The organism is Pseudomonas sp. (assembly GCF_026224925.1).
Lineage (GTDB): Bacteria > Pseudomonadota > Gammaproteobacteria > Pseudomonadales > Pseudomonadaceae > Aquipseudomonas.
The window spans coordinates 1-16,360 of record NZ_JAMFRV010000338.1 but is presented as its reverse complement, the minus strand read 5'-3'; the positions used below and the strand labels follow the sequence as shown (position 1 = coordinate 16,360).

13 protein-coding genes and 1 pseudogene are annotated in these 16,360 nt (G+C 55.5%); 8 read left to right on the top strand and 6 right to left on the bottom strand.

Translation table 11 applies throughout. From position 1 onward, the window contains the following. Nucleotides 1-82: 82 nt before the first annotated feature. The 5 genes from M0974_RS14860 to M0974_RS14840 form a co-directional block, all read right to left on the bottom strand. Nucleotides 83-1,426 carry an LLM class flavin-dependent oxidoreductase gene (locus tag M0974_RS14860; protein ID WP_297838033.1) on the bottom strand — a complete coding sequence of 448 codons (1,344 nt, stop codon included), beginning with the start codon at nt 1,424-1,426 and terminating at the stop codon, nt 83-85. Between the two features lie 13 nt (nt 1,427-1,439). After that, nucleotides 1,440-3,881, bottom strand: coding sequence for a TonB-dependent receptor (locus tag M0974_RS14855; RefSeq protein WP_297838030.1), 2,442 nt, complete (start codon nt 3,879-3,881; stop codon nt 1,440-1,442). A 6-nt stretch (nt 3,882-3,887) separates the two neighbouring features. Next, nucleotides 3,888-4,862: an ABC transporter substrate-binding protein gene (locus M0974_RS14850; protein WP_297838027.1), complete on the bottom strand. Its 975-nt coding sequence runs from the start codon at nt 4,860-4,862 to the stop codon at nt 3,888-3,890. 10 nt (nt 4,863-4,872) lie between these two features. Continuing rightward, the gene (locus tag M0974_RS14845) at nt 4,873-5,703 is read right to left on the bottom strand and encodes a class II aldolase/adducin family protein (RefSeq protein WP_297838023.1); all 831 of its coding nucleotides are present in this window, start codon (nt 5,701-5,703) and stop codon (nt 4,873-4,875) included. A 459-nt stretch (nt 5,704-6,162) separates the two neighbouring features. Beyond that, on the bottom strand, nt 6,163-6,741 hold the full coding sequence (locus M0974_RS14840; RefSeq protein WP_297838020.1) for a histidine phosphatase family protein: 579 nt from the start codon (nt 6,739-6,741) through the stop codon (nt 6,163-6,165). 154 nt (nt 6,742-6,895) lie between these two features. Here M0974_RS14840 and M0974_RS14835 point away from each other — a divergent pair, with 154 nt between their 5' ends. From M0974_RS14835 to M0974_RS14820, 4 genes are all read left to right on the top strand, one after another. Continuing rightward, entirely contained in the window at nt 6,896-7,057 is a 162-nt protein-coding gene (locus M0974_RS14835) for a hypothetical protein (protein ID WP_297838016.1), read from the top strand. A gap of 67 nt (nt 7,058-7,124) precedes the next feature. Then, nucleotides 7,125-7,700: a helix-turn-helix domain-containing protein gene (locus M0974_RS14830; RefSeq protein WP_297838036.1), complete on the top strand. Its 576-nt coding sequence runs from the start codon at nt 7,125-7,127 to the stop codon at nt 7,698-7,700. Nucleotides 7,701-8,047: 347 nt separating this feature from the next. Beyond that, entirely contained in the window at nt 8,048-8,746 is a 699-nt protein-coding gene (locus tag M0974_RS14825; protein ID WP_297838013.1) for a dihydrofolate reductase family protein, read from the top strand. 132 nt (nt 8,747-8,878) lie between these two features. Further along, on the top strand, nt 8,879-11,260 hold the full coding sequence (locus tag M0974_RS14820; RefSeq protein WP_297838011.1) for an HAD-IC family P-type ATPase: 2,382 nt from the start codon (nt 8,879-8,881) through the stop codon (nt 11,258-11,260). A gap of 75 nt (nt 11,261-11,335) precedes the next feature. On the opposite strand, the gene M0974_RS14815 is transcribed toward M0974_RS14820, so the two are convergent. After that, a complete protein-coding gene (locus tag M0974_RS14815) occupies nt 11,336-12,241 on the bottom strand; it encodes a glycoside hydrolase family 5 protein (protein WP_297838008.1) in 906 nt (301 codons plus the stop codon). A 290-nt stretch (nt 12,242-12,531) separates the two neighbouring features. On the opposite strand from M0974_RS14815, the gene M0974_RS14810 reads away from it, so the two are divergent. The 4 genes and pseudogenes from M0974_RS14810 to M0974_RS14795 form a co-directional block, all read left to right on the top strand. Then, on the top strand, nt 12,532-13,836 hold the full coding sequence (locus M0974_RS14810) for an MFS transporter (RefSeq protein WP_297838006.1): 1,305 nt from the start codon (nt 12,532-12,534) through the stop codon (nt 13,834-13,836). A 72-nt stretch (nt 13,837-13,908) separates the two neighbouring features. Beyond that, complete coding sequence (locus M0974_RS33335; RefSeq protein ID WP_367279020.1) at nt 13,909-14,433, top strand: hypothetical protein; 525 nt, start codon at nt 13,909-13,911, stop codon at nt 14,431-14,433. A gap of 520 nt (nt 14,434-14,953) precedes the next feature. After that, nucleotides 14,954-15,904: a branched-chain amino acid ABC transporter permease gene (locus M0974_RS14800; protein WP_297838000.1), complete on the top strand. Its 951-nt coding sequence runs from the start codon at nt 14,954-14,956 to the stop codon at nt 15,902-15,904. Further along, nucleotides 15,901-16,360: pseudogene (locus M0974_RS14795) on the top strand (ABC transporter ATP-binding protein); the annotation flags it as partial. The gene M0974_RS14800 and the pseudogene M0974_RS14795, both read left to right, overlap by 4 nt.

The window sequence follows — 16,360 nt, the reverse complement described above, 5'->3', positions numbered from 1 at the left end:
AGTAAAACCAACAAAAGCGGGGACAACGACACCTGTTTCTTTCGCGGCTGGACTTTCATTCGCTTGAACTTGATCAAATAATTCATGAAGGCGTCTTGCCATGGCGATTGGGGATGTATGGCAAACCCAGATTTTCCCGCAACGTCGCACCCTGATACTCATTGCGGAACAACCCACGTCGCTGAAGCTCAGGAACCACGCCTTGGGCAAAATCCGTGATCCCTTCATGCAAACCGGAAAACATCACGTTGAAACCATCAGCCGCACCGTTCTCAAACCATTCCTGGAAGTCATCGGCGATGCTTTGCGGGGTGCCAATCAAAATGCGATGACCGCCGGCGGTGAGCTTATTGAACAACTGCCGCACCGTTGGCCGTTCGCGACGGATCAGATCGAACACCAGCTTTTGTCGGCTCTTGTGGGTGTTGGTATCAAACGTCTCTGGCGGCAACGGCACCAACTCATCGAACGGCAGCTCGGACAGATCAAAGCCCAGACTGGTGAAGCGCGATATGGAACGCAGGAACGATTTGGGTTCGAGCAGCTCCTGTAGCCGATCATATTTAGCCTGGGCCTCGGCTTGAGTTCGCCCCACCACGGTGGAGACGCCCGGCAATACTTTCAGGTGTTCCGGATTACGTCCCAAAGCGGCCGCCCGCTGCTTGATTTCGGCATAAAACAGTTGGCCTTGCTCGACCGTATGCTGGGCGGTGAATATCAGCTCCCCTGCCCTTGCAGCCAATGCCCGCCCGGAATCAGAGGAGCCCGCCTGCGCAACCACCGGATAGCCCTGAATAGGCCGCGCGGCATTCAACGGGCCCTTGACCTGGAAATGTTTGCCGTGATGATCAAGTACGTGCATTTTCTCAACGTCCAGCCATGTGCCGGACGCTTTGTTTTGCACGAACGCGTCATCCTCCCAGCTGTCCCATAGCCCGGTAACCACGTCGTAGAACTCTTCGGCACGCTCATAACGGTCAGCATGCTTGACGTGCTCATCCAGGTTGAAATTTTCCCCGCCACCCAATGAAGTCACCAAGTTCCAGCCAGCGCGCCCACCGCTGAGGTGATCGATCGAAGCAAACTTGCGAGCGATGTTGTACGGCTCGTTATAGGTCGTGCTGGCCGTCGCAATCAGACCGATGTGACGGGTAACCAGTGCCAACGCTGGCAACAAAACCAACGGGTCCCAACGGACACTGTTAGGCCCTTGTGCCAAAGCCAATAGATCCAGTTCTATGCCGACCGTGTCATTGAAAAACAACGCATGGAAACGCGCTGCTTCGAGGGTTTCAGCAATCCATCGATAGTGCTCGAAATCGCGAAACGAATCAGCGGCCGCTTGCGGATGACGCCAACTGGACCCGGATATTCCGGCGCTCGGAATGAACGCACCGAGGATGATTTGTCTAGCCTTGGAGCTCATGCGCAAATCCTTATCAGAAGTTGTAGGCCAGGCTGGTGTACCAATAGGCGCCATATGGGTCGAAGGGCGAGATGCTGCCAAATCGTGGGAAGCCGTTTATGTCGCCTGCGGGATAGGCGTTGTTGTCTGCGCGCACGTTGAAGATGTTGTTGGCCCCGCCGGTGACGGTAAAACTCTTGGTCAGGGCATAGGCAACCGACAGGTCAGTCAGCCACTTGGCACCATAGGTCACGTCGTAGTTGGGGTTGGCGTCCCGGGCGATGACCTTGTCGTAGCGAGTCAACGAAGCATTGATGTCGAACTTGGCTATTTTCCAATCACTGCTCAGGATCAACTTGGTCTTGGGGTTGGCGACGGTGAGGTAGCCTTGGGCAACCCGATCGAACAACACCAGGTTACTGCCCACGGCAGTCAAGGCTGATGGGGTCGCCTTGATACTGTCGATGACCGTTTTGTTGTAGTTAAAGGCCAAGCCATATTTCACGCTGCCATAGCTGCCGTAGTCGACATGGTAATCAGTGACCAGGTCCACCCCACGGGTGGTGGTGTCTGCCGCGTTGGTAAAGTATTTGATTTGATAGCCCGGTCGGAAGCCGTTAGCGGTCAGAATCTGGTTGACCCCGGCACCGGACAGGAAGCCCGTTTGGGCAATCCGGTCATCGATCTGAATCTGGTAAGCATCAAGGGTTATGTTGGCCTGTTGCACCGGTTTGTAAGTAAAACCGACACTGACGTTCTTTGACTTCTCCGGCTTGAGCCCGGTAGCGCCAAGGGCCTTGCCGAGGGCAGAGTCGACCGTCACCGACTTGGCCTCGACAAACTGCGCGACGCCGTTGACCGTTGTGTACTGGTTGGAAGTCTGCGCGTACACCGACTGCGAGAGTGACGGCGCGCGAAACCCGTTGCTGAGGGTCGCTCGCAGGGCGAACTCGGGGGTAAAGTCGTAACGGAATGAAGCCTTGCCGCTGCTCGTTGTGCCCGAGCCGTCATCGTAGCCCTCGAAGCGCCCAGCGAGGCCGATGTAGAATTTGTCCGTTGGGTTCAAGCCGAAGTCGGCATAGGTTGCGTAGCTGTTACGACTGGCCTGTCCAGCGTCCTCCGGCGTCAAGGTAATCGCACCCTGCGCACCTACCGCAGCGGGCGTGGTGCCATTGATCAAGTAGCCGCCATTGATATAAGACAGCGGGTCGTCAGACTCGGTCTTGTAGCGCTCGTGCCGGTGTTCCAGCCCTACTGAAACTTGCATGGGTTTCGCCAGGCCTACTTCAAACGCTCGGGTCAGGTCGAAGTTATTGGTCCACTGATCGAAGGTGCTGTTGTACGTATCAAAGTGCGTAGGGCTGGTCGGGCCGAGTGATGCGTTAAGGGTGTTCCAGGCACCTGATTGAGCTTTGTCGCGGCCAAAGGTCGAACTCAAGTCCCAATTCCAATCGGCGAATTTGCCTTTCGCGCCCGCTGCCAGTTGGTAATCGTCTTCATCCAACGTGTAAAAAGGCGCAGTCCCGTTTGGGTAAATGGCGGTAATGATATTGGTAGAGTTGGGACGGCGATAATTCTGCCCTCCTGAAGCCTCGCGGTGGCTCACGGTCGAGAAAGAATAAAGACTCAAATCATCGTCCAGAGGTAACTCGGCGTTATAGCCAACGTCGATGGCTTTTATCTGTGGCAGCCCGTTCTTCTGTACCGCCTTGTCATTTGCCTCCCGTGGGTCTGGAGCACCACCTGGCAGTGGCGAATAAAAGCTGCCGGTCGCCTCCCGTGCGCGCACGGCAGTTTTTTGGTTCTTGGCATCTAGGGATAAGTTGAAGAAACCGTCATTAGGCAGGGTAAAACCTTGGTTATAGTTTTGTCGCAACGTGCCACCGTCGCCCTTGGTGTATTCGCCAAACGAGGTAGTAGCCGAACCGCCGCTGTCGTTCTGTTTGAGGATAATATTGATAACACCGGCGATCGCATCTGAACCGTACTGGGCTGATGCCCCGTCGCGCAGTACCTCAATATGGTCGATGGCGCTGAGCGGGATCATGTCCAGATCGACCGGGTTAGTACCGTAGGCCGCAGTCGAATCGAGGTTGATGACGGCGCTGTTGTGGCGGCGTTTGCCGTTGACCAATACCAGGATGTTGGAGGCGTTGAGACCCCGCAGGCTGTAGGGGCGCGCGATGCTGTCGTTTGATGTACCGGAAGGCCGCTGGCTGAACGAAGGCAACTCTTTGGTCAATGCCTCGCGCAAGCTGGTGGACCCCGTCTGCTCCAACTGCTTGGCACTGATCACGTCGATTGGCGAGGGGCTAGAGGTCACGGTCCGCACTTCACTGCCTCGGGAACCGGTAACGATCACAGCATCGAGAGTCTTGCTGTCATCTACCTCGTCAGCGTATGCCGACGATAAAGCAAAGCCTGCCAGCAGCAAGGGCGCCAGCGCTAATTGTCGAGGCTGAAATAGGTTATTCATGGGCAGTCAACTGTTCAGTAAGTGATTGAATTCCGAATTCCAGAGCGGTCGCACATCGACCGGCTGGCGAATCAATTGGTTGGTATAAAAGGCGTCGGCCACTCGCTGTTGAGCGGCGATTGCCTGGTCATCAACGGCCACCAACTGCGCTGGCTGGCTGCGGCGTTGAAACTGTTCGGTGTACAACCGAATGGGTAAACCGGTCAGCGCAGCACTGCGCTGAGCCCACGCCTCCGGATTTGCCTCGACCCAAGCCCAAGTGGCTTTTTCGCGCTGCAGAAAATCACCGATCTGGGCTCGTCGTTGTGGGTCAGCAAGGGCGCCCGTGGTGGTGGCGATCAGGTAATTGCCTGAGTAATAGCGGCTGACGTTTTCAAGCATCACGCCGTCCATCTCACTCACTGCTTGCAACGCGCTTATCCCGCCGACCGCGATAGCGTCCAGATGACCGCTACGAAACGCCGTCAGGGAGTCCTGCATCGTCAACGGGATAGCCTGCACGTCGTCCAGCGTCATGCCGTTCTGGCGCAGCATGTTGAGAACGAAATAGTGCGTATTGGTTGCCCGTACGTAGCTGATCTTCTTTCCTCTAAGGTCGGCTACCGTGCGGATTCCCGCGTCTTTGCGGACCACCACTCCGCTGTCGTTGTTGTCGCCCTTGAACACTGCGACCAGTGCCAGCGGCACCTTGGCAATAGACGCGAAAATCGGTGGTATCTCACTCATGAACGCGTAATCCAGCGCGCCGCTGTTTAGCGCTTCAAGCACCAGGTTGCCGCCGCCAATATCTATCCACTCCACCGGATAAGGCGTGTCGGCCTGTCCGGCAATGTCCATGAATGAAGCGGCCGATCCCTTGTAGCGCCAGACCCGTAGCGGTGGCGCCTGAACGGTAGTCGCCCAAGAAGGCGCTGCCAGCAGGCAACCAGCGGCAAATGCGCCGCTGTTCACTAGCAATTGGCGTCGAGTGAGCGAGACCATGACTCGACTCCTACGCCAGCAGATCGGGTTCTTGGGCGCTGATCGCATCCCACAGCGGGAGGAAATTCAACCAACCGAATAGCTCGTTGCGCGCCTTGCTCTGTGCGGTTACAGGGTCGGCCTGCGGGATTACCGGCACCCCAGCAGCACGTGCCAGCAGGTGCGACCGGGCAACGTCTTCGGCGAGGATAAATTTCCATGCGGCACTTTCAACCGTTTCGCCCACCGTCCACAGACCGTGGTTCTGCCAGATCAACAGGCTGTTGTCGGCGAAACGGTCAATGAAGGCGCGAGCAACTCGATCGCGGTCCTGCTCCAGCGTGCCATCGGTAGCACGCAGTTCGTGCCGAGGAAAAATGACCTGATCTTGATTGAATGCACCGGCCTCAGCCGTGATCGGATCAAACAGTTGCCCCAGGGACGACCACGTACGCCCATAAAACCCATGCAGATGGGCGATGCCGACTACCTCCGGGCGAGCACGCTGTAAACCATGATGTAATTCAAGTGCGCTGGTGTTGAGCAGGCCCTCGCCTTCCACTACTTGACCGTCAGCGTCTACTCGTAGCAATTGCGACACACTGATTTTTGAAAACGGAACCCCGAGTGGGTTAATCCAGTAATGATCGGTCTCGATTGGATCACGGGCGGTGAAGTGCCCCGCTAGTCCGACTTCATAGCCGTAACGGGCGAACAGCCTGTAGGAAGCCGCCAAACGCTGTTTTCGGTGCAAACGCTCTTGCAATGGATCCAGTTGACGTGGAATAGCGTCTAGCGCAAGACGGTTATTACTGTGGGGCAGGCTAAGAATGCTGTAAGCGGTCGAAGGTCCGTTGCTCATCAAATGTACTCAGTTAGTGTGCTCGTGTTGCCGAGCTTTTTTAAGCGAGCGCCGCCGCAACGCTCACTGGAGAGCGCTGGATTGACGATGTGATAGCGGAGTTTCCAGAGTCGATTTTGGTCGTCGTGAAATCACCAAAACGAATCGGAAAATAGGAGTGGGGTCAGGTTTTCATGTTCAACGTCCCTCGCATGGATTTTAGCTAGTGCTCTCCTCCACCGTGCGAGGGGTCGGGTCGAGCTGGATCAACATAGTTCGTGTTAACGTGCCGGTTGTTAACTCGGCGAGGTGAGTAGCCAGGGAGTCGGTAACCCGTTGTTCAGTCTAGTGACGACGTGGCAGCGATTCAGTTAAGAACATAAACGCAGAAGCAAGCGCTGTGAAATGCTATTACGATCTAAGATAATATTACTTTTATTAATTTAGTTTTAAATATTATATCGATAATGCGCATATAAATCATGCGTCGTCCCACAGGATCGGCAGGCTTTTAGCTAATTCGAGCTCCAACACCCCTCCGTTTCCCAGCTGCCAATCATAGAAATCCGACAAGTCCTGTCTAACCAAAGCCCGAATAGTCTTGGCGACAAAACCATGAGCGACTAACACAACCACCTGGTCGGGGTGGACCAGCAGCAATTGGTTCAGGCCACGTCGAACCCTCTCGAATACCTCACCAACGGACTCTCCATCTGTAGGGGCCAGCGTCCACTGACGGGTGATATTTTGTGCCCACAACGCCGGATACCCTTCGCGTGCCTCATCTTGTGTCAGGCCTTCGAAGACCCCAACGTTGCGTTCCCGAAAAGCGTCCACGGTGCGTATTGGTAGCGAACTGTTGGCCAAGATGATGTGAGCCGTCTGCTGCGCTCGGCGCAGCGGAGAGACGATCATGCAGTCGATATGAGCAGGCAGCTTCGCCCTCATGGCTTGCGCTTGGGAAACACCGTTTTGGTTGAGATCAGCATCCAGTGATCCAAGGTAACGGCCTTCGGCATTAGCTTGGGTTTGACCGTGACGTACGACAAATAACTGCATGGTTCTGTCCTGAAAAAAAGAGTCAATCTTGCCCCTGAACCTTAGCCATGCGTAATTACTAAATCGTATTAGCAAATGAAAATTCAGTATTTATCAATCTAATGGTCAGCACCGTACTGTGGCGTCTAGTTAGCCATTGCTGAGAGCAGCCAACATGAGTCCATCTGACAACGTCATCGATTTCACCCGCTACCGTAAGCGTCGCGAGTCGCGTCGTATGGCTGAGCTGATGTGGACTATGTATGCCGTCCGGGCTGGCTATGCGGTCGCTCATTTTACCCCGACAGCTAAACCCGGCGAGACACGGCAGGCTTGAAGCCATGAATTTTTTGCAGACCTCACCGCCTGACGAAGAACCTCCCTCGCAAGCCAATGACAACGCAATGCCTGACGACGATTTGATCGGTCAACAGGTCGCGCAGAACCTGCAACGGCTGCGCAGCAAACGCTATCTGTCTTTGGATGCATTGGCCCGATTGTGCGGTGTGAGCCGCGCCATGCTTGCTCAAATCGAATCCGGCCGCAGCGTTCCGTCGATCAAGGTGCTGTGCAAGATTGCCAAGGGGCTAAAGGTCTCTGTCGCGGCCTTCTTGGAGGACCGTGCTTGCGAAGGTGTCGAATTGCTTCCCGCGCAGCAGAGTAAACGGCTTGTCAGCGCTAACGGCGCATTTGTCAGCCGCGCACTGTTCCCCTACGACAGAGCCCGCCAAGTCGAGTTTTACGAGATACGCCTCAGTGCTCTGGGTGAGGAGTCGTCGCGAGGCCACGGGCCGGGCGTTCAAGAAAACCTGGTGGTATCGCAGGGCGTACTGGAGATCAGCGTCAACGACGAGCGCTATCTGCTATCCACGGGCGACTCGATTCTGTTTTACGCCGATCAGCCGCACCGCTACCGCAATCCAGCTGACAGTGAAGCGATTGCGTTTCTAGTCACAATTTATCCGGAAAGACTGGACTGATCGAAGATAAATCTTGAACCACAAAAAGCCCACGTTTCATTCTTGCAAAAAAGCTGGTTGGATCATTCAACGCCGGTTGTGCTGGTGAGTGCACAATTGTTAGGCCGCGCCCTCGCGGTACGTGCCATCGGAATGCCTAGCCCAACCGGATTTATAAATTCCGGTGGTGCTTCAGGTACATAGATCAGCTCTAGAGGAAATACTGCTTTATTTCGGTCCTCTTCTCGGGGCACCTATTGACCACGCCGATCTGCTGGGCGTCGCGGCCACAACGAAACGGCAACAGATCCTAGTGAACTATCACCTGACACGACCGGTCACTACCCAAATAGTGTTCGGAGTGCGCCATGAAGCCTTATGTAATCTGCCACATGATGTCGTCCATCGATGGTCACGCCCTGACAGATGGCTGGGAGCGCCCCTTTAAAAAGAACGCAGGTGACCTGTACGAAAAGCTGGCCCAACAGTTCGAGTTCGATGCCTGGATATGCGGTCGCGTTACCATGCAGGAAATCGCCCATGGTGATGATTACCCCAGGGGGTTGGCCCACGCCCCTGTTGCACGTGTCCATCATTTTGCCGACCGCAACGCGGCCAGTTATGCCATCTCTATTGATCCGCAGGGCAAAGTCGCCTGGAAGAGCAATCAGGCCTTGGGCTCACATGTGGTTGAAGTGCTCACTGAAGCTGTGCCGGATGATTACCTGGCCTATTTGCAATCGATCAATGTGTCTTACCTGTTTGCGGGCAAGACTGACATCGATCTACAGCAAGTTATTGAAATCCTGGCCAGGGAACTGGGCACCCAGCGCCTGATCGTCGAAGGCGGGCCCCACGTCAGTGGCTCATTCGTGAATGCCGGGCTGGTGGATGAAATCAGTGTTCTGATCCTACCCCTGATCGATGGGCGCGCCGAGCATCCGGCGTCGTTCGAGGTGGCCCGTGATGCCTGGACTCAGCCAGCCTATTTGAGTCTGGTGTCGGCGCAAGTCCAGGAAGGTGGGGGTGTATGGCTGCGTTACCGCAAACCTGCTCAGGAGGGGTAGGCGCTGGGCAACATATTCCCGGCCAGCCATCGAGAATTGAAGCCCAATCGCCAACGTCTATCTACCCTGGCGGGTAACCCTTCCTTCATACCTGTCGCGGCGCTGGGCAACCTCGCCGCAAAGTGAGTGCCAATGAGCGAACAGTCGAAGACTGGCCCCTTGGGGGCGGACGTGGCACCGGGCGCGAGGCCTAGCGTTGCAGCGGATTCGGTTGTTGGCCTGACCAGCGTAGAGGCTCGTCTTCGCCTTGAGCAGGTCGGCGCCAACACCATCGCCGATGTAGCGCAACATCCGATGCGCCGCGCTCTGCTCAAGCTTTGGGCTCCCGTACCCTGGATGCTTGAGGCTGCGATAGTTCTTCAGCTTGGCTTAGGCGACTATGTTCAGGCGGGTGTTGTGGCGTTGCTGTTGATCTTTAATTCGGCGCTCGGTTTTTTTCAGGAAGGCCGTGCACAGGCGACGCTGGATGCGCTCAAGTCGCGCCTGGCGCTCGTTGCTTCGGTGCAGCGCGATGGTCATTGGACAACCGTACCGGCAGACAGTCTGGTCCCCGGCGATCTGGTCAAATTATCCCTCGGTGCGGTTGTCGCCGCCGATGTGCGTTTGGTCAACGGATCGATTCTGGTTGATCAGTCCATGTTGACGGGTGAGTCGCTCCCGGTTGAGGCCGGGGCGGGCCTTGAGGTTTATGCCGGCGCCCTTGTCAGGCGAGGCGAATCGGTTGCTCAGGTGACCGCGACCGGGGTACGCACCAAGTTCGGCCGTACGGCCGAACTTGTGCGCAGCGCAAAGGTGGAAAGTTCTCAGCAAAAGACCATTGTGCGCGTAGTGCGCAACCTGGTGTTGTTCAACGGCACGGTGACCCTTTTGCTGGCGATCTATGCGCTGCTGTTGCCTTTGCCACTTGTCGATATCGTCCCGCTTATTCTTGTGGCGGTCCTTTCCGCGATACCGGTTGCCTTACCGTCGATGTTCACGCTGGCCGCCGCAGTCGGTGCTCGGGCATTGGCCCGTCAGGGCGTCCTGCCAACCAGCCTGTCGGCTGTAGATGAAGCCGCTGGCATCGATATTCTTTGTTCAGACAAGACCGGAACGCTGACTCGTAACGAACTGGCGGTGATGTCCGTCAAGGCGATGTCGGGTTTTGACCAGGCGCATGTCCTGGCACTGGCTGCCATGGCAAGTTCCGACGGGGGGCAAGATCCGGTCGATGCTGCCATTCGCGCGGCAGCGGCTCGCCAACCCATCAACGATGCCCCTGAGCTTGTGAACTTCATCGCGTTCGACCCCGCCGTAAAACGGGCAGAGGCCACAGTTCGTCTAGCCAACGGCACGCTCACTCGCATCGTCAAAGGGGCGTTTTCAGCACTCCAGGGATTGTCAGCAGCACCGCCGGACATGGCGGGGATCGTCGACGAACTGCAAGCCAAGGGGTTCAGGATTCTTGTAGTTGCATCAGGGGTGGCCGATCAGTTGGCCATAGCCGGACTCATCGCCCTCAGCGATCCACCGCGGGAGGATTCGGCAGCGCTGATTGCCGAGTTGACGGAACTGGGCGTGCGCACGGTCATGGTCACCGGAGATGCGCCCATCACGGCAAAAGTCGTGGCTGGCATGATCGGCATCTCAGGCGATGTCTACTCGGTAACACCGCTGGCCGAGGATATCGGCGCTGACGCGTTCTCGATCTTTGCCAGTGTCCTGCCCGAAGACAAGTACCGTCTGGTCAAGGCGCTGCAAAAGAGCGGCCATCTGGTCGGCATGTGTGGTGATGGTGCCAATGATGCACCAGCGCTGCGCCAGGCGCAGATGGGCATCGCCGTGTCTACGGCAACGGACGTCGCCAAATCCGCCGCCGGGATTGTCCTGACCGAACCTGGCCTGGGCGGCATCGTCGCGTCGATCAAGGAGGGGCGCGCGACCTTCCAGAGGATCTTGACCTATACGTTGCGCTCAATCATTCACAAGATTGTCCAGGTACTTTTCCTGGCAGCTGGGCTGATCATGACTGGCCAAGCGATCCTGACGCCGATGCTCATGGTGCTCATGATGGTCGTCGGCGATTTCATGGCCATGTCGTCGTCCACGGATAACGTTCGACCCTCGCCTCAGCCCAGTGTCTGGCGGGTCGGCAATTTGACCATCGCGGGCGTTATCCTTGGCGCACTTGATCTGCTGTTTTGCGTATCCAGTCTGGCAATCGGAAAATACCTGCTCAACCTTGATCTGCTGACCTTGCGCACGTTGACCGTGGTTACGCTGGTGTTCAGTGGTCAGGCTGTATTCTATGTCGCTCGTGAGCGCCGGCACATTTGGAGCTCCCCACCGGGGCGATGGCTGGTGGCATCCTCGATCGCCGATCTGGGGATCATCAGCGTTCTGGCGATCACGGGTGTGGTGATGACAGCGCTGCCAATCACTATCATGGCGGGCCTTTTCGTGGCCACGATCATTTTTGCCTTCGTGCTGGATACGGCTAAGGTGGCGTTGTTCCGTCGCCTCAAAATTGCCTAGGGTCTGTTGATATTTCGTTATAAATCATTTACTTACAAGATAAATGATCGAAGCCGCGGAAAAAAGCGCTGCCCATCATTCTCCCTTGATATAGGCATGATCACTCGCCACCAAGGCCCTATGTATCTGCTCATTCCACTGCCCCCGCCCGATATCATATACACCAAAGCTGCCCTCGAACTCCCAGTACGCCCAAGCAAAATGACGTTTCTCAGCAGCATTAACGACAGCGATAGTCCAAGCCAACCGGTACTGCATAGGCGCCACATCGTAAGCGCCGAATTCGCCTAACAAGATAGGTCGATGATGGGCCGTCGCCCAGCCGGCGATTACGTCAAACTCGTGATACATCTTAGTGCGGTCAGTCTTGTCTCCCCATGCGACGCCTGTTTGGGTTTTGATCTCGGACTTCACCCAAGGCGCGCCTTGATGGGTAAAGCGGAACGGGTTGTAGTAGTGAACGGTGACGATAATGTTCGGGTCATCCTGTGGGATACGCAGGTCTGCAAGCGCCTGAAAATAATTGCCTCTGGCCGGACCGATCACGACCGTCCGTTTCGGATTGCTTTGCCGGATCACCGTCAAGGCATCACTCAGCAAGCTGTTCCATTTATCACTGGTCAGTTCCCCATTGGGTTCGTTGAGGATCTCGAAAAATACCGAGCTGGGTGCGTCTTTATAGCGCGGCGCGATCTGACTCCAGAAGGCCAATAGCTTGGTTCGGCAGACTGCAGCATCTTGGGCACAGGGATGGAAGTCGTGCTCGTCGAGGATCACATTCAAGCCGGCGTCGGTAGCCTGTTTTACGACTGTGTCGAGGGTCTGCAGCCACTGCGGATCAAGTTGGTTTGAGCTGTCCATATGAGCAAACGCTTGCAGATTGACTCGTACCGTCTGAAAACCACCCTGGTGGATGACTCGAAACAGTGGCGGCTTGAAACGCGCCTTGGACGCATCGGTCCACAGCGGATCGTAGCCCAACACATTCACACCGCGGCCTAGTCGGGTAGCCTGGGTGAAGGCGTCTGTAGGGGCGGCGTGCGCTGATTGCATAACCATGACCGATAACAGCGTTATGGCCGTCCAAACTGTTCGCAATTGTCGGTTCATCGTTGCCTCGCAGTTGGACGTGGGGTCTTTTAGAGGTCTTCCCAGTTAATGACTGTATCTTTGACGAGCTTGGTTATATCACGCGCCCTGGCAACCTCCTGTGGGGCATGAAGGAAAATGGCAGGGGAAACCTGCCCCTGCTCCGGATCAAAGGTACGTCAATGAGTGCACATTTTTCAGGTATTACCTGGGGCTTTCCCGATATCGACCGGCGTCTGCTGAAAGTGCAATTCAGCTTTTTGCTGATGGTTCTGGGTGGAAGGTGCAATCAACTGGCGGTGGCCTGGTGGACCTTGCAGGAAACAAGCTCTGCGCTCTACTTCGCCAACATGATTGCCTGTTCCATCGCAGCGGAGGTGTTAGCCAGACCCTTGCTGGGATGGCTAGGGGACCAGTACAACAAAATCCTGATCATCAAGCTGGCCTCATGGGCCAGCCTGCTGACAGCGCTGTTGATGCTGGTGCTGTCTGCCACGGGGTCGTTCAACCCCTGGACGGTGGGCGTGCTGATGATGATCAGCAGCGCGATCGCCGGCCTGCGCGACCCTCTCCAGGCGTCGATCATTCCTTTGTTTGCCGACGACGACAAAGTCTCCCTGGCCTTCCGGAGCAAAAGCGTGATGTCGTCCTTTTCCATTCTGCTGGGGCCGGTCTTAGCGAGCGGGTTGATTTACGGGGTCGGTATCACGCTCGCCTTTGCCGCCGATTTTTTTGCGATTCTCATCGCCGGGGCGTTGATCGCGACTATCCCGAGCCACATCGGTGCCACTGGCCAAGGCGAAAAAGCCCCGGCTGCCAGCGGCTTCAGCATGATCTACTCCGGCTTCAAAGTGGTTTACGGCGTTAAAGTCGAATTTTACCTGGCCATCATTGCAATGCTGATCAACTTTGCCCTGTTTCCGTTCTTCACCATCCTGATCCCGCTGTATGTAAAGGAAGTCATCCAGTACCCGGTCACTTACATCGGTCTTCTGGATTCGTGTTTCGGACTGGGCATTCTGGCGGGCAGTTACAAAATCATCGGCTGGCTATCCGGCCGAGTCCCCCGTGACATGTGTGTGTCCGCAGGTTTTGCATTATTGGGGTGCAACCTGGTGGTGGTTGGTACCGTTTCATCGTCGTTCATCGTACCCGTGGCGTTTTTTTTCGGCGGCGTCGGCCTGATGTTGATCAACATCCCCACCGCCGCTGTGAGGTTGCTGGCGACGCCCAAGCTCCATCGCAACCGGATTTTTGCCACGGTTTCATTTCTGTCAGCGGCGGCCAGCCCCTTGGGCAGTTTCGCGATGACCACCCTAATCGCCTATATGGGAGTCGCACTGACAATCACGCTGTTGGGCGTAATGGTACTGCTGTTGTCTCTGCTGGTTTTTTTGGTACCCGATTTCAAAACATTCATGCGTTCCCGGGATACGCAGCTCAATGATGCCTACGTGGACAAATACCCTGAGGCGTTTGCGCACTGACTTACCAACGCAAAAAACCCGGCAGAGAGACCCTGCCGGGCTTTTACTGTACAGCCGCTAAGCGATTAGCAAGTGCAGCACATTACCGGCATGCCATTGCAGCTCATCATCATTGGCATGTTGCATTCATTCATCATTTTCATCAGCAAGGCGCAGCAGTTTTTCATCATGTCCATGCTCATGCCCGGCATTGGCATCAGTTTGCATTTCATGCAATCGGCTTCAACAGTGCATTCCATCACGCACTTCATGACCGGCATAGGCATGCCCATCGGCATCATCATGTTCATGTTCATCGAAGCCATCATTGGCATCATCGCCATGCCAGCTTCCGACATGCACATCATCGACATGTTGCTGCACTGCATCATCATTGGCATGCCGCACGCCATCATCATCGACATCATTTCAGCGCTGTTTTTGAACATCGCCATGTCCATGCCAGCAGCAGGCATCATGGTGCACATCATGGCGTCGTTCTGCATCTCGCACTTCATGGTCGCCATCATCATCGGCATGCCCATCATTGGCATCATCGGCATGTTGGCGTTCATTGGCATTTGCATAGCGTTCATCATGGTCGAAACTCCGAAATAGAATGGAATGTTTAAATACTCATGGGCCAATTCTATTCCGTTGTACTGTGCCGGCAACCCGTCAGCCCAGCAGTCTTGGCGAATGCTAACAGCCTTCAAAAATGATTAAAGCGGATCAAATAGTCGTTATAGCGATGAAACCGACGCTATCACCATCACAAATGAATGCTAACAAAGATAAAACAATGCGATAGATATTCTATTGAGATCTAATTGCATAACTGGAATGCATAAACGATCTAAGCAGCACATAATTGCCGAGGGGGGTTGCGCTAGCTAGAGGCAAAGAAAGTGCCTCATCACATTAAAATACATGCCTTAATCGTTCTGTTTATTTCATGTATTGAGTTTAAGCGGCTCAAAAACAACTGTTTATCACTCATACCAGCCAGATAAATGGCTTAACATTGCGATTATTCATTACTTCTAAGGATATGAATTTCTGATATTTGATAAAAACAGAATAATTAACTACTGTGCGGCGCATTGTATTTCTCAGTCGCGCAAGGCTTTCTCGCTCAATGGATACCTTGATTCAACAAGTCCTTAACGGTTTGATGCTGGGCAGCTTGTATGCACTGGTCGCGCTTGGCTACACCATGGTTTACGGCATCCTTCGGATCATTAACTTCGCCCACGGCGATGTATTGATGATCGGCGCACTGGTTGGGCTGTCTATCATTCGTACGCTGCAATCGACCTTCCCTTCGCTTTCCAATATCGCCGTACTGGGGCTCGCAACACTTGGCGCGATGGGGTTCTGTGCCGTGCTGGCGATAGTGATAGAGCGCGTTGCCTATCGCCGCCTGCGTAATGCGCCTCGTCTGGCGCCCTTGATCAGCGGTATCGGTGTTTCGCTGGTGCTGCAAACCCTGGCAATGTTGGTCTGGTCGCGTAACCCACAAATGTTCACGCAATTGTTGCCGCTGGACCCGATCGAGGTGACAACCGGCGACGCTACTCACGCCGGAGCAATCACCAACGTTACATCTTTGGCCACTATCGGAATTGCCTTGGTGCTCATGCTGGGTCTACTGCTGTTGATAGACCACACGCGCCTGGGCCGTGCGATGCGTGCCGTCGCAGAAAATCCACAGGTCGCCAGCCTGATGGGCATCAATCCCAATCGGATCATCGTACTGACGTTCGCCATTGGCGGAGCATTGGCCGCGCTGGCCGGAATCCTGATGGCCAGTAACTACGGCAGCGCGCATTTCTACATGGGCTTTTTGCCCGGTATCAAAGCCTTTACTGCAGCGGTACTCGGCGGCATCGGCAATATCAAAGGAGCCATGCTTGGCGGAATTTTGCTGGGATTAATCGAGGCGCTGGGTACGGGTTATTTGGGCGAACTTACCGGTGGGGTGTTCGGCAGCAACTATCAGGATGTCTTCGCCTTTCTGGTACTGATCGCCGTATTGGTGTTCCGCCCATCGGGGATTCTCGGTGAACGATTGGCGAGCCGCGCATGAACCTCACCACATTGTTTTCAAATAACCCCACCTCTCGCGCGCGCCACGGACTAATCCTGTTTACCCTGGCGATCATCCTCGCGCCATGGTTGGTAGGGAATGCAGGCGGCAATGCATGGGTGCGTACTCTGGACTTTGCATTGCTGTACATCATGCTCGCACTGGGCCTTAACATCGTGGTCGGCTATGCGGGCCTGCTGGACCTGGGCTTCATCGCGTTCTACGCGGTGGGTGCGTACCTCGCGGCACTATTATCATCACCGCACCTGCTCAGCCAATTTCCGGCATTGGCTGCTGCCCTGCCGGGCGGGCTGCATACACCCGTCTGGATAATACTGCCGTTGGCAGGCTTGCTTGCCGCGGGCTTCGGCATCCTGCTCGGCGCGCCCATATTACGATTACGTGGCGACTACCTGGCCATCGTCACTCTGGGTTTCGGCGAGATCATCCGAATCT